Origin of the sequence: Methylobacterium sp. WL8, assembly GCF_008040045.1 — a bacterium.
In the GTDB taxonomy this organism is placed as follows: domain Bacteria; phylum Pseudomonadota; class Alphaproteobacteria; order Rhizobiales; family Beijerinckiaceae; genus Methylobacterium; species Methylobacterium cerastii.
The window spans coordinates 17,692-42,848 of sequence record NZ_VRVF01000042.1 but is presented as its reverse complement, the minus strand read 5'-3'; the positions used below and the strand labels follow the sequence as shown (position 1 = coordinate 42,848).

The window sequence follows — 25,157 nt, the reverse complement described above, 5'->3', positions numbered from 1 at the left end:
TGCCGGCCTCCTCGGCGGCCGCCGCCACCGTGGTGGACTGGCCCGCGGTCTCGGCGGCGGTCGCGGTCAGGGTCCGGGCGGTGGCCTGCAGTTCGGTCGCCGAGGACGACACCATCCCGACGATGCCACCCACCGCCGCCTCGAAGTCGTCGGCCATCTGCCGCATCCCGGCCTTGCGCTGCGCCTCCGCCGCCAGCCGCGCGTCCGCCGTCTCCGCCTCCAGCTTGCGCGTGCGGATCAGGTTCTCCTTGAACACCTGGACCGCCGACGCCATCGCGCCGAGCTCGCTGCGCTCGCCGGTATGCGGCACCAGTACCGTGGTGTCGCCGGCCACCACCACGTCCATCACCCGCGCCATCCGCCGGACGGGCGCGGAGATCGTGGAGACCGACATCCAGCCGACCGCGACGGTGGTCGCCGCGACGAGGGCGAGGACGACGGCGATGGCGAGGCGGGCGCGCTCGCCCAACGCCTGCGCGACGGCGGCGCTGGTCTTGCCGGCGGCCTCGTTGAAGGCGAGGTTGGCCTTCAGGGCGGCGCGGGCGGCGTTGAGCGCCGGCAGCATTCCGTCGAGCACGTAGGCGGTGGCGCCCTTCGTGTCGGCGGCGTCGAGGCGGCGGATGAATTCTTCTCCCATGGCCGAGTAGGCCGGCACCGTCGCCTTCACCGCGTCCCACAGCGCACCCTCGCCGTCGCTGACGAGGCCTGCATAGGCGGCGATGTCGGACTCGATGTCGGCCATGCTGGCGCGCAGCCGCGGCAGGGATTGCGGCCGGCGCTCCTCGCTCGACAGCAGGTAGGCGAGCTGCCGGCTGCGCAGGGTCTCGAAGTTCGTGGCGAGCCGCCCGAGGGTGCGCGTCGACGGCAGCGCGTTGCCGCCGAGGTCGTCGGTGACCGCGCTGAGGGCGTGGATGCGCGAAAAGCAGAAGCCGCCCAACCCCGCCGTGAGGGCGAACAGCACCAGCACTGCGCCGATCAGGCGCGTTCGAATCGTGACATGGGCCAACATCGCGGAATCCTTGAAACGTCGGATCCTAGATTGCCGATCACGATTAAGATTGCCCTATAAGGGCGCCACTACCCTTGATTGGATAATAATTCCTTCTTCGTCTAAGTATTCTTAGTCTCGTCTTGGCGGCCACGTCGACGGGCTGGTCGCGCCCCGCCGACGTGGCGCGTGCTCTCACAGCCAGCGTCTTACGGGATCAGCCGGTCGGCCCGCAGGCGGGCGAACAGGTCGAAGAACGCGTCGTCGGTGGGCTGGTAGTCCAGGAACCCGAACCGGCGGCTCTTGCTCATGTCGGTGACCACCTCGATCGGCCGGCCGAGGTCGGCGTCGGTGTGCCATGGCGAGGCGAGCTTCGCGAGGTCGGGCTCGGCGAGGCCGTGGCGGGCCGCGATCTCGGCCCAGACCGGCCCGTCCTCGGCCATCTGCGTCTCGAGCGGCCGCACGGTGCCGTCGAACGGCTCGTCCGCGATCCCGAACCATTCCGCGATCCGGCCCCACATCCAGCTCCATCGGAAGACGTCGCCGTCGACGACGTTGAAGTCCTCGTTGGCCGCGCGCGCGCTGGTCGAGGCCCAGAGCAGGTGGCGGGCGAGCAGCCGCGCGTCGGTCATGTCGGTCAGGCCGTTCCACTGCATCCCCGAGCCGGGGAAGCGGAACGGGCGGCCGGTCTCGCGGCAGAGCGTGGCGTAGGCGGCGAGCGTCGTGCCCATGTTCATGGCGTTGCCGACCGCCTTGCCGATGATCGTGTGCGGGCGGTGGACGCTCCAGGCGAAGCCGTCGCGGGCGGCCGCCGAGAACACCGCATCCTCCTGCGCGTAGTAGAAGTTCTCCACGTCGAGCCGGCCCTGCTCCTCGCGGAACGGGGTCTGCGGCACGGCGCCCTTCCCGTAGGCCTCGAACGGCCCGAGATAGTGCTTCAGGCCGGTGACCAGGGCCACGTGCCGGAGCGAGCCCGCCGGGCGGAGCGCGGCGAGCAGGTTTTCCACCATCGCGCCGTTGACGCGGATCATCTCGGCCTCGGTGTCGCGGCGCATCCAGGTGGCGAGCACCACGTGGCTCGGCGCCAGGCCGGAGAGCGCCCGCTCGAGGGAGGCGGGGTCCTGCAGGTCGGCCGAGACCGGTGTGACGCCGTCCTGCGCCACGGGCTTGCGCGCCAGCCCCGCCACCTTCCAGCCCTCGGCGGAGAACCGTTCGGCGGCCGCGCTCCCGACGATGCCGCTGGCGCCCACGATCAGAACCGAACCCGTCATGCATGATCCTCGCTGCCGAGGGCGCGCGGCCCTCGTTTCGCGGGTTCAACCAGCGGGCGTGCGTTGCGTTGCAGCGAAGGGCGAAGACGCGCTCCGTCCCCCCTTCACGCCACCCGGTCGATCGCATCCCCGAGCACGCGGGCGATCTCGTCGATCTGGCCGTGTTCCAGGATCAGCGGCGGCGAGAGCGCGACGATGTCGCCGGTGACGCGGATCAGCAGGCCGCGCGCGAAGCAATCCACGAACACGTCGTAGGCGCGCTTGCCCGGCGCGCCGGGGCGCGGCTCCAGCTCGATGCCGGCGATCAGGCCGATGGTGCGGATGTCGATCACGCGGTTGCCCCCGCGCAGGTCGTGCATCGCCGAGGCCCAGTCGTCGGCGAGTTCGGCCGCGCGGGTGAGCAGGCCCTCGTCGCGGTAGATGTCCAGCGTCGCGAGCCCCGCCGCGCAGGCCACCGGGTGGCCGGAATAGGTGTAGCCGTGGAACAGCTCGATCCCGTCCGGGCCGTCCATCAGGGCGTCGTGGACGTGGCGGCCGGCGAAGACCGCGCCCATCGGGATGGTGCCGTTGGTCAGCCCCTTGGCGGTGCAGACGAGGTCCGGCGTCACCCCGAAGAAGTCGGCGGCGAAGGGCGCGCCGAGCCGCCCGAAGCCGGAGATCACCTCGTCGAAGATCAGCAGGATGCCGTGGGCGTCGCAAATCGCGCGCAGGCGCTCGAGGTAACCCTTCGGCGGCACCAGCACGCCGGTGGAGCCCGCCACCGGCTCGACGATGCAGGCCGCGATGGTCTCGGCGCCGTGAAGCGCGACGAGGCGCTCGAGGTCGTCGGCGAGCTCGGCCCCGTGCTCGGGCTGGCCCTTGGTGAAGGCGTTCTTCGCCGGATCGTGGGTGTGGCGCAGGTGGTCGGCGCCGGGCAGCGTCGGGAAGGCCCGCCGGTTCGAGACGATGCCGCCGACCGAGATGCCGCCGAAGCCGACGCCGTGGTAGCCGCGCTCGCGCCCGATCAGCCGGGTGCGGGTGCCCTGTCCGACGGCCCGCTGGTAGGCCAGCGCGATCTTGAGCGCGGTGTCGACCGATTCCGAGCCCGAGCCGGTGAAGAACACCCGGTCGAGCTTCTTTCCTCTCGGCCCGGGGGCGATCTCGGCCAGGCGTTCGGCGAATTCGAACGCGATCGGGTGCCCCATCTGGAAGGTCGGGGCGAAGTCCATCGTGGCGAGCTGGCGCTCGACCGCGCTCGCGATCCCGCGCCGCCCGTGCCCGGCGTTGCAGCACCACAGACCCGCCGTCCCGTCGAGCACCTGCCGGCCGTCGTCGGTAGTGTAGTGCATGCCGTCGGCCGCCACGAACATCCGCGGCGCCGCCTTGAACTGGCGGTTGGCGGTGAACGGCATCCAGAACGCCTCCAACGCGGGCGCGTTCTTCCGCGCAGGCGCATCCGTCGGTGCGTTCAGGTCGGACATGGATGGCTCCTCGGTGGGGGGCGGGATGCGCGGGGGCTCGGATCCCTGGGCTCGTCGGCAGGGGAACCGGTTTTGCGCGTCGCAACAAGTGCTTTTGATGCAGGCGGCCCACGCCCGACATGCGACGCGCGGCGGCTGCGCGGCCGAGGCGATGACCAGCGCGTCAGTGAGAAACGCGACGCTTCCGTCAGGCGACCGTCCAGGGATCGATGACGGTGATCCCGCAGCCGGTGAAGTCCCGAACGTTGCGCGTCGCGAGCCGCGCGCCGCGCGACCGAGCGATCGCCGCGATCTGGCCATCGATCGGACCGATCGGCTGGCCGGCCTTGCGCCGCCCGATGGCGATCTCGGGATAGGCCGCGGCGGCATCGCCGTCGAAGGGCAAGACCCGTCCCGCCATCTCGACCTCGAAGATCGTTCGTGCCGCCGCCATCAACCCATCGCGCCGCCGACCCTCCGGGAGGAGGACGAGGCCGTAGAAGATTTCAGCCTGCGTCAGGGGCGGGGTGAACAAGCCCGCGATCGGTCGCAGCGCGAACCAGGCCAGGAGCTTCGGCTCGGGGCTGGGCCGCATCAACTCGAAGAGGACGTTGGTGTCGAGGACGATCACGCCTCGAAGTCCGGCGACTCCCGGCCGGGTTCGCGTGGCACGTCCGGCAGGTCGACGCCGCCGAGCGCCGCGAAACGCTCATGAATCGCCCGGCCGAGATCGCGGGGGCGGGGAACTTCGCTGGAAAGGGCGGAGCGCAGGATGTCGCGCGCCTCGTCTTCCATCGATCGGCCGTGCATCGCGGCGCGGACGCGGAGGCGTGCCTTGAGGGCGTCGTCGATGTTGCGGATCGTCAGCACGGCCATGGGCACGCCCGTCGGTCAATGACTGCAAATGATCCGTCGATGGATGCTTCGGCAACGCGCCTTGCGCGCGGGGCTTCGGCGGGTGCCTCTTCCTTGCTCGGATCGCGGGTTAGCACACCCGGGGGAGCCGATCCGCGCGCAACCGTGATGCGGCGGCGCTATGATGGCGCGGCCGGGCTGGCGACGAGGGAGCGGGGAGGAAGCGATGCTGTATCACGTCAGGATGGAGGTCCATCCGCCCACGCACCTGCCGCCGGCCGAGTTCGACCGGTTGAAGGCCGAGGAGAAGGCGCAGGCGCAGGCGCTTCAGGAATCGGGCCGGTGGGTGCATCTCTGGCGCATCGCCGGGCAGTACGCCAACATCAGCGTGTTCGACGTGGCCGACCACGACGAGCTCCACGCCATCCTCTCCAGCCTGCCACTCTTCCCGTTCATGAGCGTGGCGGTGACGCCGCTGGCCCGGCATCCGTCGGCGATCTGAGCCGGCCTTGGTCCGACGCGCGACGGCACCCTTCCCCGTCTCCCGGGTCGCGGAAGGCAGGCGCGGGACGACGGGGAGGTGAGGGACGCGCGGGCTACCCGTCCGCCTACGGGTTCGTCACCAGCTTGCAGGTGCTCTGCGCCAGCGGCTGGAAGGCCTCGTCGCCGGGGATGGTCTTGAGGATCGTGTAGAAGTCCCACGGGCCCTTCGACTCGGCCGGCGTCTTCACCCGCGCCAGGTACATGTCGTGCACCATGCGGCCGTCGGGGCGCAGCTTGGCGTTGCGGGCGAAGGCGTCCTCGATCGGCAGCTCGCGCATCTTGGCCATCACCGCGAGGCCGTCGTCGGTGCCCGCCGCCTCGGCCGCCTTGAGGTAGTGCAGCACCGCCGAGTAGTCGCCGGCCTGGACCATGGTCGGCATCCGGCCGCCCATGCGCGCGCCGAAGCGCTGGGCCAGCGCGCGGGTGCGGTCGTCGAGGTCCCAGTAGAAGCCTGTCGTCAGGATCATGCCCTGCGCCGCCTTCAGGCCGACCGAGTTGACGTCGGTGAGGAAGATGTTGAGCCCGCCGAGCGACTGGCCGCCCTCCGCGATGCCGAACTCGGCGGCCTGCTTGATGGTGTTGATCGTGTCGGCGCCGGCGTTGGCCATGCCGATGATCCGGGCGCCCGAGGCCTGCGCCTGGATCAGGTAGGACGAGAAGTCGGCGTTCGGGAACGGGTGCTTGACCGAGCCGAGCACGGTGCCGCCCTTCGCCTTCACGACGCGGGTGACCTGGGCTTCGAGGTCGTGCCCGAAGGTGTAGTCGGCGGTGATGAAGAACCAGGTGTTCTTCGGGTCGTCCGCGAGCGCCGCGGCGGTGCCGGCCGCCAGCGCGTGCGTGTCCCAGGACCAGTGCGCCCCGGTGGGCGAGCAGGCGGCGTTGGTGAGCGCCATCGAGCCGGCGCCGGAATTGACGTCGACCTTGCCCTTGGCGCGGGCCACCTCGCGCACCGCGAGCCCCGCCACCGACGAGTTCGTGTCGAAGATCGCGTCCACCCCTTCCGTGTCGAACCAGCGGCGGGCGATGGTGGAGGCGATGTCGGCCTTGTTCTGGTGGTCGGCGACGATCAGCTCGACCTTGCGGCCGCCGACGGTCTTGCCGAAATCCTCGATCGCCAGCTGCGCCGCCGTCACCGAGCCCTTGCCGGCGAGGTCCGAGTAGCCGCCGGACATGTCGGTCAGCACGCCGATCTTGATGCCGCCGTCGGCGTATTGCGCGCGGGCCGGGGTGGCCGCGAGGCCACCTGCGAGCAGCGCTGCGGCGAGCGCGGAGGCCGGGATGATGCGTGTCACGGAGGGTCCTCCCGAGGGCTGGCGGCGCGAGGCCGCTCCGCGTGCTCATGCGCGGAAGCGGTGGTGCGGCCTCCCCCGGTTGGCGGGTCGTCCCGCGTCCGGAGGCAGGCCGGTGCCGTGCGCGCAATCCGCCAGGAGAACGGCGGCGCGCGGCGGGTCGGCGCTCTTCTTATAGGTGCGTCCCGCTCACCGATCGCGCCCGGCCGGGTCGAACCGGTGAGAACGCTTGCCCGGTGTCAGGGCCCGCCGGCGCCGCGCGCCCTGCGCCGCGTTACACCTGGCGCATCGGAAACATCAGCCGCGCGCCCGGAGCCGCCATGCCGTTCATCATCGAGACCTTCGACAAGCCCGGCCACCAGCACCTGCGCCGCGAGGCCCGCGCCGAGCACCTCGCCTTCCTGGAAGCCCAGGCCGCGCTGCTGCTCGCCTGCGGCGCCAAGCTCGCCGACGACGGGTCGGATGCGGGCGGCGGCCTCTACGTCGTCGACGTGGAAACCCGGGCGGAGGCGGAAGCCTTCATCGCCGAGGACCCGTTCACGAAGGCCGGCCTGTTCGAGCGGGTGGCGATCCAGCGCTGGCGCAAGGCCTACCTCGACGGCCGGAGCTACCTGAAGCCCCAAACCTAGCTGAAGCCCCAAACCTAGCTGAAGCCCCAAACCTAGCTGAAGCCCCAAGCCTAGCCGAAACCGTAGAGCGCGCGCGGGTTCTCGACGAAGAGCTTCTGGCGCCGCCCTTCGTCCGGCACCCAGTCGGCCATCAGGTCGAGGAGCGTCGAGAGCTTCGGCGGCCCGTCCCAGGCGGCGACGTGCGGCCAGTCCGAGCCCCACAGGCAGCGCTCCGGCGCGGCGTCGTTGAGCGCGCGGGCGAAGGGGATGGTGTCGGCGTAGGGCGCGCCCGCGACCGAGGTGCGGAACGCGCCCGACAGCTTCACGAAGGCGCCGTCGCGCACCAGCGCCACGAGGGTGGAGAAGCCTTCGTCCGAGAGGCCCGCCGAGGTCGGCATGTGGCCCATATGATCGACGACGAACGGCACCGGCAGCCGCGAGAGCCGCGCGGCGAGCGGCGGCAGGCTGCGCGCGTCGATCAGGAACTGCAGGTGCCAGCCCATCTCGCGGGCGAGCGCGCCGTAGGCCTCGACTTGATCGAAATCGATGCCGCCGCCGTAGAGCACGTTGAGGCGCAAGCCCACCACGCCCGCCGCCTTCATCGCCGCGAGGTCCCGCTCGGGCAGGCCGAGGGGGATCACGGCGACGCCGCGCAGGCGCGCGGGGTCGGTCGCCAGGGTCTCCAGCAGCAGCCGGTTGTCGGTGCCGTGGACGCTGACCTGGACCAGCACGCCGTGCGCCATGCCGGTGGCGTCGAGCATCGCGCGGTAGGCCGCCGCGGGCGCGGCCGGCGGGGTGTAGCTGCGGTTCTCCACGAACGGATAGGCCGGCGGCCGGCCGATGACGTGGGCGTGGGTGTCGACGGCGCCCGCCGGCACGGCGTAGCGCGTCGGCCCGGATGGGGTCGGATCGGGGGCGGGGCAATCGCGGATCGGGGTCATGGCGTCCTCTCGTCCGGGCTCGACGCGTCTTCCCGCCCCAGCAGAGGGGGCGGGGATGCAAGGGCTTCTTCGCCCCTTAACCGTCCACGTGCAGCACCTTGCCCCGCGTCTCCGGCAGGGCGAAGGCGGCCAGGAAGAACACGCCGTAGGCGCCGGCGGCGAAGACCGCGATCGCCGAGGCGAGGCCGATCGACTTGGAGAGCTCGCCCACGAGGTACGGGAACAGCGCGCCGAGGCCCCGGCCGAAATTGTAGCAGAAGCCCTGGCCCGATCCGCGAAGCCGTGTCGGGTAGAGCTCGGTGAGGAAGGCGCCCATCCCCGAGAAGTAGCCGGAGGCGAAGAAGCCCAGCGGAAAGCCCAGAACCCACAAAACCGCGTTCGAGAGCGGCAGCTGGGTGTAGGCGACGATGACGAGGATCGCGCCGACGGAGAAGATCAGGAACAGCGGGCGCCGCCCGAGCCGGTCGGCGAGCCAGGCACCGACGAGATAGCCGGCGAACGAGCCGACGATCAGCGCCGAGAGGTAGCCGGTGGAGGAGACGATCGACAGGCCGCGCTCGGTGGTGAGGTAGCGCGGCAGCCAGGTGGTGATGGCGTAGTAGCCGCCCTGGCAGCCGGCCGCGGCGAGCGAGGCGAGGATCGTCGTGCGCAGGAGCGGGCCGGCGAAGATCTCCCAGAGCTTGGGCTGCTCCCCGGCCGCGCGCGCCTTGGCGCGGGTCTCGGCGGCGACCTTCGGCTCCTCGACGTAGCGGCGGAGGTAGAACACCAGCAGCGCCGGGAACGCGCCGATCACGAACATCCAGCGCCATGCGCTCTCGGGCGGCAGATAGGAGAACAGCACCGCCTGCGACAGCACCGCCAGGCCCCAGCCGATCGCCCAGCCGGACTGGACCGAGCCGACCGCCCGGCCGCGATACTGCGCCCGGATGGTCTCGCCCATCAGCACCGCGCCGGCCGCCCACTCGCCGCCGAAGCCGAGGCCCAGCAGCGCGCGGGCGACGAGCAGTTGCTCGAAGTTCTGCACGAAGGCGCAGACCAGCGAGAAGAACGAGAACCACAGGATGGTGATCTGCAGCGTCAGCACACGGCCGATGCGGTCGGCGACGAACCCGGCGATCCACCCACCCAAAGCCGAGGCCAGCAGCGTGACGGTGGCGGCGAGCCCCGCCGTGCCGGGGTCGACCTTCCACAGGCTGATGATCGTGCCGATCACCAGCGGGTAGATCATGAAGTCCATGCCGTCGAGCGCCCAGCCGGCGGCGCAGGCCCAGAAGGTGCGCCGCTCGGTGAGGTTCATGCTCCGGTAGAACGCCCCGAGGCTCGCATCCTCGATCGGCACCACGTCGAGGGGTTTGGAGGTTCCCGGTCCCGAAGCCGCCGCCATGATTTCGTCCCCGCGCCCCTGATGCGCGATCCTGGCGTGGATCGGGACGCGCGGACAAGGGCGGGGACGGCGCCGGGCGGGGACAAGGGCGGTGTTTGTCGCCCGCGGCTGTTCAGGCGGCGGCGCCGACGTCGAACTCGACATGGATGCGATCGTGGGGGAACGTCACGCTGGCCTCCGACCGATCGACGATTCCGGCATCCGAGAGCGTCACGACGTCCCGATGCACGGCCTGGACGTCGCGGCCGACGCGGCGGGCGACTTCGCGGATGGCGAGCGGCCCCTGGCCCGCCATCGCCTTGACGATCGCCAAACGGGCAGGCGCCAGGACGCGATGCATCTCGTCGTAGCTGGCAAAGTAGATCGCCGGCGCGGCTGCGGAGGCACGCCCCGCCGCGGCTCCAGCGGCCGCCTCGAGAAACCGGGTCCTCGCATCCGCCATGGAGCCGATGCCGACCGTCAGGGTGCTCATGTCGATATCCTCCGCGAGCCGACCGTAGCTGCACGGACGAGCCATGGGGAGGCGGCTCCGTCACCATCGACGGAGGCCGCGCTTGGGCCTTCATCTTACCCATGCCCCTTCATCCTGAGGTGCCCCTTGCCCTGGCAAGGGGCCTCGAAGGAGGCCTCCAGAACGCGCTGCGATCCCTGGAGGTCTCCTTCGAGGCTTCCGCTTCGCGGAAGCACCTCAGGACGAGGCGGTGGACGGGAGGACGGGGCTCAAGCCGGCGGGCGGCCGCCGACCAACGTCGGCTCCGGCGTGGTGCGCTCGGGAAACAGCGCCTGCAGGTCGCGCAGCTTCGGGGCGTCGTTGGCGGCGATGTAGGGGTGGTTCGGGTGGCTCGCCATGAAGTCCTGGTGGTAGCCCTCCGCCGGATAGAAGGTCGCGCCGGGCTCGATCCGGGTGGCGATCGGCTTTGCGTAGGCGTGGACGGCGTCGAGCTGCGCGATGTAGGCCTTGGCCACCGCCGCCTGCTCCGCGTCGGCGGGGAAGATCGCCGAGCGGTATTGCGGGCCGGAATCGGGACCCTGGCGGTTCACCTGCGTCGGGTCGAGGGCCACCGAGAAGAAGATCCGTAGCAGTTCGTCGTAGCGGATCACCGCCGGATCGTAGGTGACGCGCACCGCCTCCGCATGGCCGGTGCCGCCTGTGCTGACCGCGCTGTAGCGGGCGTCCGCCGCGTCGCCGCCGGCATAGCCCGACACCGCTTGGCGCACGCCGCGCACGTGCTGGAACACCCCCTGCACGCCCCAGAAGCAGCCGCCGGCGAGCGTCGCGGTGCGCAGGCCTATCTCCTTGGCGGTCACGGCCGCTTCGGGCAGGCGGCGGCCGGGCTCCTCCGCGTGGGCGAGGCCGCGCAGCGAGAACGCGCCGGCCATCAGGGCGAGGCCCGCGACCGTTGCGAGTGCGACGCCGCTCCGGCCGGACCGTTCGGGTTTCAGGGACATGGCGGTCTCCGTCGGGATCGGGTGATGCGGCGCGGTGATCGCGCGCCCATCCGGTCTTTTCGCCGGCGACGGGCGCGCGGTTACGCGGTTCCGCCGAGGGCGAACAACGGCGAAAATCGCCGGCCTCATGGCGGTCGCGCGCCGCGTAACCGGTGGCGAAACCCGGTCGAAGGGGCTGCATCGGGACGACGGTGTCCCGTCCTCAAGGATGTCCGATCATGCGCCATCGCCTCGCCGCCACCGCCTCCCTGCTGCTCGCCGCCTTCGCTCTGTCGGCACCGGTCCACGCCGCCGAATCGATGTCGAAGGACGCGATGATGAAGAAGGACTCCATGGCCAAGGATTCGATGCACAAGGATTCGATGGCCAAGGAGTCCGGGCACAAGGACTCCATGCACAAGGACGCGATGAGCAAGGACGCGATGAAGGCCGACCCGATGAAGAAGTAGGGTCCTGCGCCCGCGGCCGGCGCCGGCCGGCCGCGGATCGAGCAGCGGCGCGGGCGCCGTCCGCCTCCGATCGGAACAAATCGCCGTGGGTCCTCCGGATTCGCCGGGTCCGGCCCCTTGAACGGGCATGCGGATGCGGGCAGCGTCTGCGCGATCTTCGATCCGAGGGCACCCCGCGTGAGCCAAGCCGTCCCCCTCGCGGAGAAAGACGGCCTTCCGGTCGCCCCCGTCGCGCGAAAGCCCGGGGCCGTGCGGCACGCGGCCGGCCCGGCGCTGACGTTGGGGGCCCTCGGCGTCGTCTACGGCGACATCGGCACCAGCCCGCTCTACGCCTTCAAGGAGGCGGTGAAGGCCGGCATCTCCGGCGGGGCGCCCGTCGCGGCGGCGGCCACCGGCGCGGTCTCTCTGATCCTGTGGTCGCTGATCCTGATCGTCTCGCTGAAATACGCGGTGCTGATCCTGCGCGCCGACAACCGCGGCGAGGGCGGCATCGTCGCGATGCTGGCGCTGCTCGGCGCCCGCCACGCCAAGGCCGGCACCTGGCAGGCGCTGCTGCTCGTCGTCGGGCTGATCGGCGCGGCCTTGCTCTACGGCGACGGCGCGATCACCCCGGCGATCTCGGTGCTGTCGGCGATCGAGGGGCTGAAGGTCGACGCGCCGGTGCTGACGCCCTTCGTCGTGCCGCTGACGATCCTGATCCTGATCGGCCTGTTCCTGGTGCAGCGGAAGGGCGTGACGGTGATCGGCCGGGTGTTCGGCCCTGTGATGCTGGTGTGGTTCACGGTGCTGGTGCTGCTGGCGGTCCCCGCGATCTGGCAGGTGCCGCAGATCCTGGCGGCGGCCAACCCCTGGCGGGCGGTGGACTTCCTGTTCCATGCCGGCTGGCACGTGTCGTTCCTGATGCTCGGCGCGGCCTTCCTCGCGGTCACCGGCGGCGAGGCGATGTATGCCGACCTCGGGCATTTCGGCGCCCCGGCGATCCGCACCGCCTGGTTCGGCCTCGTGCTCCCGGCGCTGCTGATCCACTATTGCGGGCAGGGCGCGCTGCTCATCGCCGAGCCGGACGCCATCGAGAACCCGTTCTACCGGCTCGCGCCGGACTGGGCGCACTATCCCCTCGTGGCGCTGGCCACCATGGCCACGGTCATCGCCTCGCAGGCGGTGATCTCGGGCGTGTATTCGCTGACGCAGCAGGCGATCCAGCTCGGCTTCATGCCGACGATGCGGGTGGTCCACACCGACCGGGACGAGCGCGGGCAGATCTACGTGCCGGCGGTGAACTGGCTGCTCGCGCTGGCCACCCTCGTGGCCGTCGTCGTGTTCGGCTCCTCCGATGCGCTGGCCGGCGCCTACGGCATCGCCGTCTCGGCGCTGATGGGCATCACCACGCTGCTCGCTGCGCTGATCGCCCTGCGCTGGGGCTACAGCCTGGCCGCGGTGCTCGCGGTCAACGGCTTCTTCCTGGCCATCGACCTCGTGTTCCTGGCGGCCAACAGCACGAAGCTGCTCGAGGGCGGCTGGTTCCCGCTGGTTCTCGCCTTCACGGTGGCCTTCCTGATGCTGACCTGGATGAAGGGCAACCGGGTGCTGGAGGCGGTGCGCGAGCCTCTGCGCCAGAAGGAGTCCGCGTTCCTCGCCCGCCTCGCCTCGCATCCTCCGGTGACGCTGCCCGGCACCGCCGCCTTCCTGTCGGCGGCGAGCGAGGGCATCCCGATGGCGCTCGGGCGCCTGGTGGAGCGCAGTCGCTGCCTGCACGAGCGCATCCTCCTCATCACCGTGATCTACGAGGAGGAGCCGATCGTGCCGGCCACGCAGCGTGCGCAGGTGACCCTGGTGGCCTCGGGCATCCGCAAGGCGATCTCGCAATACACCCCCGGCATGGAGCGCGTGGTGCTGCATTACGGCTTCATGCAGACGGCCTCGATCCCGGAAGGGCTGCAATGCGCGGTGGCCAGCGGACTGCTGCCGGCGGAGTTCATCGAGGACATCACCTACTTCGTCGGCCACGAGGCGATCATCCCCTCGCCCACCAACCCCGGCATGTACAGCTGGCGCGAGGGCCTCTACGCCTTCATGAAGCGCAACGCCGAGCGAACCGGCGCGCATTTCGGGCTGCCGACGCGACAGGTGGTCGAGGTGGGGACCGAGATCGAGATTTGAGGGGCGGGACCGCGCGGGAAGCGCCGACCGGCTCCCTCTCCCAGGGGGAGAGGGTTGGGGTGAGGGGCGTGACCTAACCGGAAAGCTCACGCCCCTCATCCTGTCCTTCTCCCCCTGGGAGAAGGAACCCGCGCCCGATCCGGAATCGCCTCAATCCACCGCGAGCCGATAGCCCACGCCGCGCACGGTCTGCAGGAAGGTCGGGTTGGCCGGGTCGACCTCGGTCTTGCGGCGCAGGCGGTTGATCTGCACGTCGATGGTGCGCTCGGCGGCCAGCCCCCCGGCGCCGGCCAGCGCCTCGCGCTCGACGTTGGCGCCGTGCGCGCCGGCCAGGATCGTCAGGATCTCGCGCTCGCGCTCGGTGATGCGGATCATCTCGTCCTCGCGCCTCAGCTCGCCGCGCTCGATCCGGTAGGAGAACGGCCCGAACGTCACCACGTCGCCGGTGCCGGTGTCGCGGCGGGGGCCGGACGCCCGGTTGATGATGTTGGTGAGCCGGAGCGTCAGCTCCCGCGGCTCGAACGGTTTCGGCAGGTAGTCGTCGGCGCCGATCTCCAGCCCCATCACCCGGTCGTTCGGGTTGGAGCGGGCGGTGAGCATCAGGATCGGAACGCGCGAGGTCTCGCGCACGCTGCGGGCGTAGGCGAAGCCGTCCTCGCCCGGCATCATCACGTCGAGCACCATCGCGTCGAAGACCAGGCTCTGGGCCTTGGCCCGCGCCTCCGCGGCGCTGGCGGCGGCGGTGACCCGGAACCCCTGCTCGGCGAGGTAGCGGGCGAGCAGCTCGCGCAGGCGCCGGTCGTCGTCGACCACGAGGACGTGCGGCGCGCCGTCGGAGAGCTCGGTGCGGGCGTGGGCGGCCATCAGGCGGCCCCGCCGCCGCGACGCGCCATCAGGCGGCGGACGACCGCGCGCTCGTCGGGTTCGATCATCGCCATCAGGAAGCTCTCGGGGGCGGCGGCGTCCTCGGGCGAGGCCAGCGCCCGCGCCAGGCGCCGCGCCTGCACGCGGGTGAGGTCGGCGGCCAGGCGCTGGCCGCTCTCGGTGCAGGTGAGCAGACGCTGGCGCCGGTCGCTCGTGCCCGGGCGCTGGGCGACGTAGCCCTGGCCGATCAGGTCCTTCAGCACCCGGTTCAGGCTCTGCTTGGTGATGCGCAGGATGTCGAGCAGCTCGGCGATGGTCAGGCCGGGATAGCGATCGACGAAGTGCAGCACCCGGTGGTGCGCCCGGCCGAAGCCGTACTCGGCCAGGATCCGGTCCGGGTCTCCGACGAAGTCGCGATAGGCGAAGAACAGCAGCTCGATCAGGTCGTCGCTGCTGCAGGCGGCCGGCGCAGCGGCGGCGTCGTGCTCGCGGGCGGCCGGCGCGCCGGATTCGTCGCGTTCGCGGAGGGCGGGGGATGTCACGTGCGGCCCGTGTCCCGTTGCGGCGCGAAAGGCAGGAAGGACGGTCGGCGTCGGAGGGGGCGACGCCGAAGCGATATACGTCAGTGTCGTTGACATATTCCAGGCCGGTTGATACCCGTCAACCCCGCTCGAGCCGCCGTGGTGCGGCCCGCCGACATCGTCCCCGCCGAAGTGCCCGTGCCTACGGGCCGCGACGATTTCCAGGAAGACCCCCCATGTCCGTGATCCCGTTCGACGAGCGCGAGGGCACCATCTGGTTCGACGGCGCCATGGTGCCGTGGCGGGACGCCAAGATCCACGTGCTGAGCCACGGCCTGCATTACGGCTCGTCGGTGTTCGAGGGCGAGCGCGCCTACGGCGGCGTGATCTTCAAGAGCCTCGCCCACGCCGAGCGCCTGCGCCGCTCCGCCGAGCTGCTCGACTTCGCCGTGCCCTATTCCGCCGCCGAGATCGTCGCGGCCAAGGAGGCTGTGCTGAAGGTCAGCGGCCTCCAGGACGCCTACCTCCGCCCGGTCGCGTGGCGCGGCTCGGAGATGATGGGCGTCTCGGCGCAGGGCAACACCATCCACCTGGCGATCGCCGCCTGGGAATGGCCGAGCTACTTCGACGCCGCCACCAAGATGAAGGGCATCCGCCTCGACATCGCCGACTACCGCCGGCCCGATCCCCGCACCGCCCCCTGCGCCTCGAAGGCGGCGGGCCTGTACATGATCTGCACGATCTCCAAGCACCGGGCCGAGAACAAGGGCTACGCCGACGCGCTGATGCTCGACTTCGAGGACAACGTCGCCGAGTGCACCGGCGCCAACGTGTTCTTCATCCGCGACGGGGCGATCCACACCCCCACCGCCGACCGCTTCCTCAACGGCATCACCCGTCAGACGGTGATGGATCTGGCCCGCCGCCGCGGCATCGCGGTGACCGAGCGCCGCATCCGTCCCGAGGAGATGGCCGATTTTTCGGAGTGCTTCATCACCGGCTCGGCCGCGGAGGTCACGCCGGTGGCCGAGATCGGTCCCTACCGCTTCGTGCCCGGCGCCATCACCCAGACGCTGATGGACGATTACCTCGCCGAGGTGCAGCCTCAAGCCCGAGCAGCTTGAGCGGGGAAGAAGCTCGAGCGGCCCGAGGGGAAGAACCGCGCGAGCGGCTTGAGTGGGAAGGCACGGCGGTCCGATGGGGCCGCCGTTTTCGTCTCGTCCCACCCGCGCTTCATCCCTCGTGCCGGTGAGGCGCGGGTTCCCTCTTCCGTTCGGGAGAGGGGTCCGCGCCAGCGCCTCCACCGATCCGTCCGGGGCCATTTGCGGAAGACGTGTGAACACGACAGCTCGCACGGCGTTCGGGTTGTTTCGTGAGGCGACCGCGATGATGCGCGGCATGGGGCCCGGCCGACCAAATGCGCCCGCTCGACACGCCTTCGCGCGGAAAGCTGCGGGCCGGACATCCTATCCCCAGGCGGTTCCCGCCAGCGAGGAACCGTGGCGGTCCGGGCTGCGTTCTAACGGAACATTCCAAGAACGCATGAGTGCCCGATGACCAAGGCCGCCGCCAAGTCCGATGCGAAGTCCAGCCCCAAGGCTGACACCCAGTCTGCCTCGAACGAGAACCCCAAGACCGACCCGAAAGACGTGTCGAACCAGATCAAGGATCCCGATCAGTGGACCACCGGCGGCGAGCCGATGACCGGCGCGCAGGCCTCCTACCTCAAGACCCTGTCCGAGGAGACCAAGGAGCCCGAGGCGTTCGATCCCGACCTCGACAAGGCCGAGGCCTCCAAGCGCATCGACGCCCTGCGCAAGGAAGCCGGCCACGGCTGAGCGGGCAGGGACGCCTGACGACGCGGTGCGGCGCTTGGCGGATATCCAAGAGCATCCCCTCACTCCAACCCTCTCCCGTACGGGAGAGGGAGCCTCGTGGTGCTTCGCGCGACGCGTCCGGTGATGGGGGGAGCCGACCTGGAGGAACCTGACGGAATGGTGAGAGAGCGGAACCCGCAGGGCGTTCGGGGACGCTCCGCGCTCGGCGGCATTCGCCGTTTATTCCTAAAATCTTATCTTGCTCAGGCCGGTTGCCGGCGATGGGTTTAAAACATCGGCAAGGTGGCGTGCGTTAGGATCGTGTCAGGCCGGTTCGGCGAAGGAAAGCGATCATCAATGTCGGGGCCGGTCGTCGAAATGCGGGAGAGGGCCGAGGCCGCCTCTCCGATACGCCGCTTCGCCGCCGACGTGCGCGGTGCGACGAGCATCGAGTACGCCCTGATCGCCGGATTCGTCTTCCTGGTCGCGGTCGGCAGCATCCGCCTCTACGCCTCCAGGGTCGGCCAAGTCTACGCGACCATCGGCAACACCATCAGCCAGAACTGAGCCTCTCCGGGACGCGAAAACGCTCTCGGCCACCGTGTACGCGCATTGCCTTCACGCGAGCCGGCAGCCACCGCGCTCGACCATGTTCTCATGCCGCCTTCACCGCGCGCCCGGCGGCCCCTTGCGCGGCCTGTGCGAGGCGTCCGGGGATTCGGGCGCGTGCCGGGCTTTGAGGTCGGCGCCGGCTTTCGTTGCGCCCGCCTTGGCCGGATCGGCCTCGGTCCAGAACGCCTCGAACAGACCCTGCATCGCCCGCACGTTCTGCTCCTGGACCTCGGCGCCGGTCTTCAGCATCTGCTCGAACATGCCGGGCGTCGCGTCGGCCTCCGGCTTCGGCGCGGCCCGGGCAGCCTGCGGCTTTGCCGGCTGAGGTCTGGCCGGCTGCGGTTTGGTCGCCTCCTGGGCGGGCACGAAGGCCTTCATCATCTCGGCCCAGCCCGGTGCGACCGCAAAGGGCGAGGGCGCCGGGGCGGGCGCCGCCTTGGCCTCCGGAGCCTGCTGGTTCAGCAGCATGTGGACGATGCTCGCCACCACCGCGCCGGCCATCATCGGCAGCATCTGGCGCAGCACCTGCGAGCCGACGCCGCTCGCCGACGAGGCCTGCTGCAGGATCGCCTGGGTCAGGGCGGGCGAGCCGAACATCTGCCCGAGCATGCTTTCGGCCGGGCTCGCGGCGGGCCGTGCACCGCCCATCCCGAACATCTGCGACAGGCCGGTCGGGTCGGGCATGGCGCTGCGCTGCAGCCCCAGCGCGAAGGCCGGCATCAGGGCCTCCATGGCCCTGCGCGTCTGCTCGGGGGTGAGGCCGAACTGCTGCGCGACATTCTGCATCCCGGCGCCGTTTTGGGCCTGAAGCATGTCGAGCGGGTTGAACATCGCGCACGGCCTTGGTCTGTTCGTCACGCGACATCCCACTTCGGGCCGCGCGGACGAAGTCTAGACCCTTATCGACGCCGCTGACCAGTTGCCGGCGCGGGGTCCGGTCGCGGGGCGGGACGATCGGGCCGCGCATCCACCGCGGATCGCGTGAAAACTAGACCAGCGCGCCGCCCTGCGCGGGCCCCGCGGCCATCGCCGCCTCGGGATCGGGCGCGCGCACGGGCGCGACGGCGTCGCGCTCGAGCAGCGTCACGGTGCGGACGGCCATGAGGATGCCGGCCACGCCGAAGGCGAGGGAGCCGATTCCGACGCCGGCGAGGACGCCGCGCGGGCCGTACAACGCGGCGCCCGCGAGCGCCGGCGGCATCGTGCCCAGGGTCGCCCGGCCCCAGTTGAGCAGGGTCGAGCGGAACGGGAAGCCGAGGTTGTTGAACGAGGCGTTGGCGAGGAACAGCAGCCCGTTGAAGAACCACACCCCGCCGCTGACGAAGCAGAAGAACCCGAACAGGTCGGCGGCCACCCCGTCGAGTTCGAACAGCCGCATCAGCGGGCCGCGGGCGAGCACCAGGGCCGCCCAGACGATCGCGCTGTAGAGAAACGTGACCAGTGCCCCGTCGCGAAGCACGCCGCGCATCCGGTCGAAGCGGCCGGCGCCCCAGTTCTGTCCGAGGATCGGCCCGATCGAGCCCGACAGCGCGAACAGCCCGCCGAAAGCAACCGGCGTCAGGCGGTCGATCACCACGTTGGCCGCCACCGCCACCGCGCCGTATCGGGCGAGCACGTGGGCGAGGAAGGCGCTGGCCACCGAGGGCGCGAGGTTGGTGAGCACCGCCGGCAAGGCGATCTTGAACACCAGCGACGCGTCGGCGAGCGTCTCGGCGAGGCGCGGGGCGGCGAGCATCCGGTGCTGCCGCACCCCGTGCCAGCCGACCAGCGCGAAGGTGGCGCGCGCCACGCAGGTGGTGATCGCCGCCCCGTCGACCCCGAGCCCGGCCCCGAAGATCAGCAGCGGATCGAGGCCCACCGTCACCAGTGCGCCGCCCAGCGTCACGAACATCGCCTGGCGCGCCGCGCCCACCGCCCGCAGCAGGCCCGAGAACATCATGCCGGGGCCCATCAGCACGTTGGAGGGCAGGGCGATCCAGAGGAAGCGCTCGGCCACCCGCAGCGTCTCGCCCTCCGCCCCGATCGCCCGCAGCAGTGGGTCCGAGAGCGGCAGCAGGAGCGCGACGAGGAGGGCGGAAGCCGCGATCCCGAGCAGCGTCGCCGAGGTCGCGATCCGCCGCGCGCCCGCGCCGTCGCCAGCGCCGATCGCGCGGCTGACCAGCGCGCCGGCGGCGATCATCAGCCCGATGTTGATCGCGATGGCGAAGAACTGGACGATCGCGGCGAAGCCCACCGCGGCGGTGAGGTTGGTGTCGCCGAGCTTCGACACGTAGAGCAGCGATAACAGGTCGACGACGAACACCGCCATCAGCCCGATCGAGCCGGTCGCGCTCATCACCACCACGTGGCGCAAGATCGAGCCGGTGACGAAGCGCCCGGATTCGGGTGCCGGCGGGCCCGCTTCCCCCGTGGAGGGGGGAGGGACCAGGGTCTCACCGCTCACCGTTCTGAACCTCCATCGCCGGGGTCCGGAGCGCGCGTTCGGCCTGAGCCTCCGCCTCCGCGCGGGCGTCGGCCTCGGCCTGCGCCTCGGCTTCGGCCTCGCGCTCGGCCCGGGCCTCGGCGGTCTCCGTCGGCGGGCGGTCGAGCATGCGGCCGGCGGCTTCGCGGCGGTCGTTGCCGATGATGTCGCGGGTCTCGGCGCTGAGCGCGCGGGCGGGGCGCTGCGGGGCGGTGAGCGGCTCGGGCTTCATCTCGGCCACCCCGATGCCGCGCATCCAGCCGCCGCCCTCGGGCAACGCGCCGGCCTGCTGCAGCACGAGGCGGGCGACGTCGCGCTTGCGGACGTCCTCGACCCGCGCCGCGGCGTCGGCGGAGGACAGCCCGAGGCCCTCCAGGGTGGCGCGGCCGAAGGCGAGGGCGGATTCGGCGGTCTCGCGGACGACGTAGTCCACGTCGCGGTTCATCAGCTCCACGGCGTGCATCCGGTCGTAGGCGCGGACGTAGGTGCGCACCGACTCGAACTCCTCGTGGACGATGTCGACGATCTTCAGGCTCGCCTCCGCGTCGTCGAGGCACAGGCAGACGAGGTCGACCCGGCCGATGCCGGCGGCGCGCAGCACGTCGAGGCGCGTGCCGTCGCCGTAGTAGATCCGGAAGCCGAAGCGCGAGGCCGAACGGATCTGCTCCACGTCCTTGTCGATCACGGTCACGCCGACGCCCTCGGCGAGCAGAACCTGCGTCAGGATCTGCCCGAACCGGCCGAAGCCGATCACCAGCACGCGCGCCTCCGCGCTCTCGACCACGTCCGTCGCCGGCAGCGCCTCGCCGCCGCGGCGGGCGCGGACGACGTCGAGGGCCTTGTCGAGGCCCTTGGCCGCCACCGGGCCGATCAGCATCGTGAGCGCGGCCAGCGCCACCGCGAAGCGCGTCGCGGTGGCGTCGGTGAGCCCCAGGGAGCCCGCGAGCGGCAGCAGCACGAAGGCGAACTCGCCGGCCGGCGCCAGGATCGCGGCGCCGCGCACCGCGTCGAGCCAGGTCGAGCCGAACAGGCGGAACAGCCCGGCCACGAGGGCGACCTTGACCAGGATCGCGGCCAGCGTCGCCCCGAACAGGAGCGGCCAGACCGCGCGCACCAGCTCCCCGTCGATCGACATGCCGACGCTCATGAAGAACAGGCCGAGCAGCATGCCGCGGAACGGCTCGATGTCGGCCTCGAGCTGGTGGCGGAAGTTCGATTCCGAGAGCAGGATGCCGGCCAGGAACGCGCCCATCGCCATCGACAGGCCGACCTCCTGCATCAGCAGCGCGGTGCCGAGCACCACCAGGAGTGCGGCCGCCGTCATCACCTCGCGGGCGCCGCTCGCGGCGAGCAGGCGGAAGAACCGGTTCAGGCCGTAGCGGCCGACGAGCACGACGGCGACGATCGCCGCCAGCGCCTTGCCCGTGGAGAGTGCGGCGTCCCCGAGCCAGGGCGCGCCGCTGCCGCCGCCGGCGGACGCCAGCAGCGGCATCACCGCGAGGATGCCGACGACCGCGATGTCCTGGAACAGCAGCACCGCGAAGGCGCGGCTGCCGTAGGCGGTGCCGAGGTCGCCGCGCTCCTCCAGCAGCTGCAGCGCCACCGCGGTGGCCGAGAGCGCGAGCGTGATGCCGATGATCCCGCTGGCGCTGGGCGCCGCGCCGAACAGCACGCCGAGGCCCCCGAGCACGATCGCGCAGACGACGAGCTGCGCCGTGCCGAGCCCGAAGATGTCGCGGCGCATCGAGACGAGCTGCGACAGATGCAGCTCCAGCCCGACGATGAACAGCAGCAGCACCACGCCGATCTCGGCGACGCTCGCCGCCGTCTCCGGCTCGGCGATCAGCGACAGGCCGGACGGGCCGATCAGAACGCCGGCCACGAGGTAGCCGAGCACCGCGCTCTGCCCCAGCAGCCGGAAGATCGGCACGCCGATCACCGCCGCCGACAGGAACGTCAGCACCGGCGGCAGGAAGCTCGCATGTTCGGCCGGGCTCGCCATGAAGTGCCTGATCGCGAGGACGGGAGGTCTTGGGTGGGAGGTCTTGGACTAGACGTCCTGCCCTTACCGCGGTCGGCGCGGAGGCGCGAGGGCTTTGCGCGTGCCGTTCGTCACCCGGCCGGCCCACGGCGCGGCGTTGCGGGGGCGACGGCGCGACCTTAGAGGCGGGCGCTGCGCGGAATCCCGTCCCTGCGGCGCAGCTGCAGTTTGCGGTTGAACTTTTGTATTCGTTAACGCTGCGCCCCTAGACCTGAGGAGGGCAATGTTCGGGGGAGCATGATCCGCTGAAGACAATATTCCCGGAGTCCGTCGTGTCGCTGAAAATCCTCTCGATCCGTGCCAAGCTCGTCGCCGCCTTCGCGACGTTGACCGCGTTCCTGCTCGGGCTCGGCATGCTCGGCCTCGTCGGCGTCTCGAGCGTCAACGGGCTGCTGGTGGACGTGCAGACGAACTGGCTGCCGAGCGTGCGGGATGCCGGCGTCGTCGACGCCCTGACCGGCCGCTACACCACCAGCCTGCTGCGCCACATGCTGACGACCGAGCCGAAGGCGCTGGCCGCGATCGATGCCGACATCGCCCAGCGCAACCAGACGATCGACGCGGCGATCGCGACCTACGCGCGCAACATCACCTCCCCCGAGGAGCGGGCGCTTTACGAGGCCTTCGTGCGGGACTGGCGCGCCTTCACGGCGACCGAGGCCCCGATCCTCGCCCACTCGCGCGCCGGCGAGAAGGCCGAGGCGCTGGCGGTGTACCAGTCGAAGGGGATCGAGACCCGCCGCAAGGCCTCGATCACGCTGGAGAAGATCATCGCGCTCAACGCCGAGGGCGCGGCGCGGGCGGAGGCCGCCGCCGTGGTCTCCGTCGAGCGCACCCGGTTCTGGATCGTGGCCGCCCTCGGGGCGGCTCTGGCCCTCGCGGTCGCGATGGCGGTGCTGCTGACCGTCGGCGTCGGGCGCGGGATCGACCGCGTCGTGCGGCCGATGCAGGCCCTGGCCGAGGGCGACCTCGGCGTGGCGATCCCGCTCCAGGGCACCCGCACCGAGATGGGTCGCGTCGCCGACGCGGTGCAGGTGTTCAAGGACGCGCTGCTGCGGATGCGCGCGCTGGAGGCCGACACCGCCCTGGCGCGGGCCGGCGCCGAGGCGCAGCGCAAGGACGCGATGCGCCAGATGGCCGACACCTTCGAGCGCTCGGTGGGCGGCATCGTCGCCACCGTGACCGCGGCGGCGACCGAGCTGCAGGCGACGGCGCAGAGCATGACCGCGACCGCGACGCAGACGGCCTCGCAATCGACGACGGTGGCGATGGCCGCCGAGGAGGCGGCCTCCAACGTCAACACCGTGGCGGCCGCCGCCGAGGAGCTCGGCGCGTCGGTGCTGGAGATCGGGCGGCAGGTCGGCGGCTCGTCGGCGCTGGCGCAGGGTGCCGTGGCCGAGGCCGCGCAGACGGCGGCCGTGGTGCAGGAGCTGAGCGAGGCGGCGTCCCGGATCGGCGACGTGGTGGCGATGATCTCGTCGATCGCCGGCCAGACCAACCTGCTGGCCCTGAACGCCACGATCGAGGCGGCGCGCGCGGGCGAAGCCGGCCGCGGCTTCGCGGTGGTGGCCACGGAGGTGAAGGAACTCGCCGCGCAGACGGCGCGGGCCACCGACGAGATCGGCGGCCAGATCGGGCGGATGCAGGCCTCGACCCGTCAGGCGGTCGCGGCGATCGACGCCATCGCCGGCCGGATCCGCGAGATCTCCGGGGTTTCGGCCTCGATCGCTGCGGCGGTGGAGGAGCAGGGCGCGGCGACGCAGGAGATCGTGCGCAACGTCAGCGAGGCGGCGTCCGGGACGGGGGCGGTGACGGCCAACGTCGGCGGACTCGCGGCGGCGGCCGACGAGACCGGCGCGGCGGCCTCCCAGGTGCTGATCTCGGCCACCGAGCTGTCGCGCCAGTCCGAGCACCTCGACGCCGAGATGGGCCGCATGCTCGCCTCGCTGCGGGCCGCCTGAGACGAGGGCATAGGGAGCCCGAACGGCGCCGGGCGCGCCTCGAATTCCGGGATTCGGGACGCGCGGATACGAAAGCGGGACGGAGGGCCAAGTCCTCCCCCGGGCGGGACCCGCGATCGGCCGCTATCAGGACGGTGCGGCCTGAGCTCGCACCCGGGTCGTCGGGGCGCGCGGGCCGGACACGTTCGATCGAGCTCCCGGACTTGGACCATGTCGACCGCGACCCTGCCCCCCGCTGCCCCCGCGCCCGGTTCCGCCGCGCCTTTGCCCGGATCGGCCCCGGGACTCGGCTTGCCGCGGGAGATCCCGCCGGAACTCGACCGCTGGAACTGGGGCGCCTTCCTGCTCAACTGGATCTGGGGCCTGGGCAACAACACCTTCCTGGCGCTCCTGGTGTTCGCGCCGTTCGTCGGCTTCGTGATGCCGTTCGTGCTCGGCGCGAAGGGCAGCGCCTGGGCGTGGCGGAACGGGCGCTGGACCAGCGTCGAGCATTTCCAGCGGGTCCAGCGGACATGGGCGATCTGGGGCGTCGTGGCGATGGTCGGCTCGCTCGCCCTGTTCGGCCTCCTGATCCTGGGCGTCGTCCTCGGCGTCAGCACCCTGCTGAACGAGTCCGAGCCCTACAAGCTCGCGGTAGTGCGGCTGCAGGCCAGCCCGCAGGCGATCGAGCGCCTGGGCGCCCCGATCACCGCCGGCAGCGCGGGCGGCTCGATCAAGACCGACGACGGCAAGGGCGACGGCAGCGCCGACCTGACTTTCACCGCCACCGGGCCGAAGGGAGACGGCAAGGTGTTCGTGAAGGCCGTGCGCGACGCCGACATGTGGCGGCTCACGGGCCTGCGCCTGACGCCCGCCGGCCAGGAGCAGGCCCTCGACCTTGCCCGCCCCGAGGCGAACGTGGTCGACCTGCGCTTGAAAACCTCGAACGCCGGCGAGGCCAAGACTACCTTCAAGGCGGGCGAGGAGGCGGTGCTGCTCCAGTTCACCCCGTCCGGCGTGCCGGCCGGCACCACCCTGGTCGCGGACTGGACCAAGCTGAAGGCGGCGGGCGGCGAGGCGGACGACACGTTCTACCAGAGTAAGGTCGTCCTCGACGACGTCGCGAAGAACTTGATCAGCTTCACCGTCACCTTCAAGGACGGCTGGCAGGCCGGCCGATACCGGGTCACCGTTTCCGGCGACGGCATCCCGCCGAAGTCGGCGACCTTCACCGTCGCCCCCTGACGGATCGCGGGGCGCACCGGTGGCGCCTTCTCTCAGGGGCTGCCAGCTTCACGCATCGTGCAGACGAGGACACCACCTCTTCCCTCCCCCACTGCCGGGGAAGGGAAGAGGTGACGTCGGCGGCTCCTGCTAGCGCTCACCTCCGCCCGAAAAACCCGCGCAGACGAACCGTCGCCCGCGGGGGTCTCCCGCGCCGGCAAACGTGCTACACGGTTCGACCACGCGGTGGGTTTGCCGCGGCCGCCCGGTTGACAGGGCGGGTCTCCCCTCGCCACATCCC

Annotated in this window: 24 protein-coding genes; 9 read left to right on the top strand and 15 right to left on the bottom strand. The window is 71.3% G+C overall.

Annotated features, from left to right (window positions below):
* From FV234_RS15850 to FV234_RS15830, 5 genes are all read right to left on the bottom strand, one after another.
* The coding region (locus tag FV234_RS15850; protein WP_147830338.1) for an MCP four helix bundle domain-containing protein at positions 1-1,009 on the bottom strand (1,009 nt) is incomplete at its 3' end.
* Between the two features lie 188 nt (positions 1,010-1,197).
* Positions 1,198-2,259, bottom strand: a complete 1,062-nt coding sequence (locus FV234_RS15845) for an SDR family oxidoreductase (RefSeq protein ID WP_147830337.1) — start codon at positions 2,257-2,259, stop codon at positions 1,198-1,200.
* A gap of 104 nt (positions 2,260-2,363) precedes the next feature.
* Entirely contained in the window at positions 2,364-3,719 is a 1,356-nt protein-coding gene (locus tag FV234_RS15840; protein WP_147830335.1) for an aspartate aminotransferase family protein, read from the bottom strand.
* 187 nt (positions 3,720-3,906) lie between these two features.
* Positions 3,907-4,329, bottom strand: a complete 423-nt coding sequence (locus tag FV234_RS15835) for a type II toxin-antitoxin system VapC family toxin (RefSeq protein ID WP_147830333.1) — start codon at positions 4,327-4,329, stop codon at positions 3,907-3,909.
* Positions 4,326-4,574, bottom strand: coding sequence for a plasmid stabilization protein (locus FV234_RS15830; protein ID WP_147830331.1), 249 nt, complete (start codon positions 4,572-4,574; stop codon positions 4,326-4,328). Before FV234_RS15830 ends, FV234_RS15835 begins: the two co-directional genes overlap by 4 nt.
* A 205-nt stretch (positions 4,575-4,779) precedes the next feature.
* Here FV234_RS15830 and catC point away from each other — a divergent pair, with 205 nt between their 5' ends.
* Positions 4,780-5,055, top strand: a complete 276-nt coding sequence (catC, locus tag FV234_RS15825; RefSeq protein WP_147751258.1) for a muconolactone Delta-isomerase — start codon at positions 4,780-4,782, stop codon at positions 5,053-5,055.
* A 106-nt stretch (positions 5,056-5,161) separates the two neighbouring features.
* Here catC and FV234_RS15820 read toward each other — a convergent pair whose 3' ends face one another.
* Entirely contained in the window at positions 5,162-6,379 is a 1,218-nt protein-coding gene (locus FV234_RS15820) for an ABC transporter substrate-binding protein (protein WP_147830350.1), read from the bottom strand.
* A gap of 326 nt (positions 6,380-6,705) precedes the next feature.
* On the opposite strand from FV234_RS15820, the gene FV234_RS15815 reads away from it, so the two are divergent.
* On the top strand, positions 6,706-7,014 hold the full coding sequence (locus FV234_RS15815) for a YciI family protein (RefSeq protein ID WP_147830329.1): 309 nt from the start codon (positions 6,706-6,708) through the stop codon (positions 7,012-7,014).
* 50 nt (positions 7,015-7,064) lie between these two features.
* Here the strand turns inward: FV234_RS15815 and FV234_RS15810 are convergent, their stop codons facing one another.
* The 4 genes from FV234_RS15810 to msrA form a co-directional block, all read right to left on the bottom strand.
* A complete protein-coding gene (locus FV234_RS15810) occupies positions 7,065-7,934 on the bottom strand; it encodes an amidohydrolase family protein (RefSeq protein WP_147830326.1) in 870 nt (289 codons plus the stop codon).
* A gap of 76 nt (positions 7,935-8,010) precedes the next feature.
* A complete protein-coding gene (locus tag FV234_RS15805; RefSeq protein ID WP_147763548.1) occupies positions 8,011-9,318 on the bottom strand; it encodes an MFS transporter in 1,308 nt (435 codons plus the stop codon).
* A 112-nt stretch (positions 9,319-9,430) separates the two neighbouring features.
* Positions 9,431-9,790: a helix-turn-helix domain-containing protein gene (locus FV234_RS15800; protein WP_147830324.1), complete on the bottom strand. Its 360-nt coding sequence runs from the start codon at positions 9,788-9,790 to the stop codon at positions 9,431-9,433.
* A gap of 248 nt (positions 9,791-10,038) precedes the next feature.
* Positions 10,039-10,767 (bottom strand): peptide-methionine (S)-S-oxide reductase MsrA, encoded by a 729-nt coding sequence (msrA, locus tag FV234_RS15795; protein ID WP_147830323.1) that lies wholly within the window; start codon positions 10,765-10,767, stop codon positions 10,039-10,041.
* A 218-nt stretch (positions 10,768-10,985) separates the two neighbouring features.
* Between msrA and FV234_RS15790 the strand changes: the two genes are divergently transcribed.
* The gene (locus FV234_RS15790; RefSeq protein WP_147751264.1) at positions 10,986-11,216 is read left to right on the top strand and encodes a pentapeptide MXKDX repeat protein; all 231 of its coding nucleotides are present in this window, start codon (positions 10,986-10,988) and stop codon (positions 11,214-11,216) included.
* A gap of 249 nt (positions 11,217-11,465) precedes the next feature.
* Positions 11,466-13,376, top strand: coding sequence for a KUP/HAK/KT family potassium transporter (locus tag FV234_RS15785; RefSeq protein WP_238272680.1), 1,911 nt, complete (start codon positions 11,466-11,468; stop codon positions 13,374-13,376).
* 150 nt (positions 13,377-13,526) lie between these two features.
* Here FV234_RS15785 and FV234_RS15780 read toward each other — a convergent pair whose 3' ends face one another.
* Both FV234_RS15780 and FV234_RS15775 read right to left on the bottom strand, forming a co-directional pair.
* Positions 13,527-14,240, bottom strand: a complete 714-nt coding sequence (locus FV234_RS15780) for a response regulator (RefSeq protein WP_147751266.1) — start codon at positions 14,238-14,240, stop codon at positions 13,527-13,529.
* Positions 14,240-14,683: a MarR family transcriptional regulator gene (locus tag FV234_RS15775; RefSeq protein ID WP_238272679.1), complete on the bottom strand. Its 444-nt coding sequence runs from the start codon at positions 14,681-14,683 to the stop codon at positions 14,240-14,242. Before FV234_RS15775 ends, FV234_RS15780 begins: the two co-directional genes overlap by 1 nt.
* 314 nt (positions 14,684-14,997) lie before the next feature.
* Here FV234_RS15775 and FV234_RS15770 point away from each other — a divergent pair, with 314 nt between their 5' ends.
* From FV234_RS15770 to FV234_RS15760, 3 genes are all read left to right on the top strand, one after another.
* Positions 14,998-15,885: a branched-chain amino acid aminotransferase gene (locus FV234_RS15770; RefSeq protein ID WP_147830318.1), complete on the top strand. Its 888-nt coding sequence runs from the start codon at positions 14,998-15,000 to the stop codon at positions 15,883-15,885.
* Positions 15,886-16,314: 429 nt separating this feature from the next.
* Positions 16,315-16,599, top strand: coding sequence for a DUF3072 domain-containing protein (locus tag FV234_RS15765; protein ID WP_147830316.1), 285 nt, complete (start codon positions 16,315-16,317; stop codon positions 16,597-16,599).
* A 336-nt stretch (positions 16,600-16,935) separates the two neighbouring features.
* Complete coding sequence (locus FV234_RS15760; RefSeq protein WP_238272673.1) at positions 16,936-17,145, top strand: Flp family type IVb pilin; 210 nt, start codon at positions 16,936-16,938, stop codon at positions 17,143-17,145.
* 99 nt (positions 17,146-17,244) lie between these two features.
* On the opposite strand, the gene FV234_RS15755 is transcribed toward FV234_RS15760, so the two are convergent.
* From FV234_RS15755 to FV234_RS15745, 3 genes are all read right to left on the bottom strand, one after another.
* The gene (locus FV234_RS15755) at positions 17,245-18,021 is read right to left on the bottom strand and encodes a DUF937 domain-containing protein (RefSeq protein ID WP_147830314.1); all 777 of its coding nucleotides are present in this window, start codon (positions 18,019-18,021) and stop codon (positions 17,245-17,247) included.
* A gap of 157 nt (positions 18,022-18,178) precedes the next feature.
* Positions 18,179-19,618, bottom strand: a complete 1,440-nt coding sequence (locus FV234_RS15750) for an MATE family efflux transporter (protein WP_238272678.1) — start codon at positions 19,616-19,618, stop codon at positions 18,179-18,181.
* Positions 19,619-19,622: 4 nt separating this feature from the next.
* Entirely contained in the window at positions 19,623-21,653 is a 2,031-nt protein-coding gene (locus FV234_RS15745) for a monovalent cation:proton antiporter-2 (CPA2) family protein (RefSeq protein ID WP_147830312.1), read from the bottom strand.
* A 311-nt stretch (positions 21,654-21,964) separates the two neighbouring features.
* Here FV234_RS15745 and FV234_RS15740 point away from each other — a divergent pair, with 311 nt between their 5' ends.
* Together FV234_RS15740 and FV234_RS15735 are read left to right on the top strand one after the other, a co-directional pair.
* Positions 21,965-23,653 carry an MCP four helix bundle domain-containing protein gene (locus FV234_RS15740; protein ID WP_147830310.1) on the top strand — a complete coding sequence of 563 codons (1,689 nt, stop codon included), beginning with the start codon at positions 21,965-21,967 and terminating at the stop codon, positions 23,651-23,653.
* A 291-nt stretch (positions 23,654-23,944) separates the two neighbouring features.
* Complete coding sequence (locus tag FV234_RS15735) at positions 23,945-24,877, top strand: cytochrome c oxidase assembly factor Coa1 family protein (RefSeq protein ID WP_147751272.1); 933 nt, start codon at positions 23,945-23,947, stop codon at positions 24,875-24,877.
* Positions 24,878-25,157 lie beyond the last annotated feature (280 nt).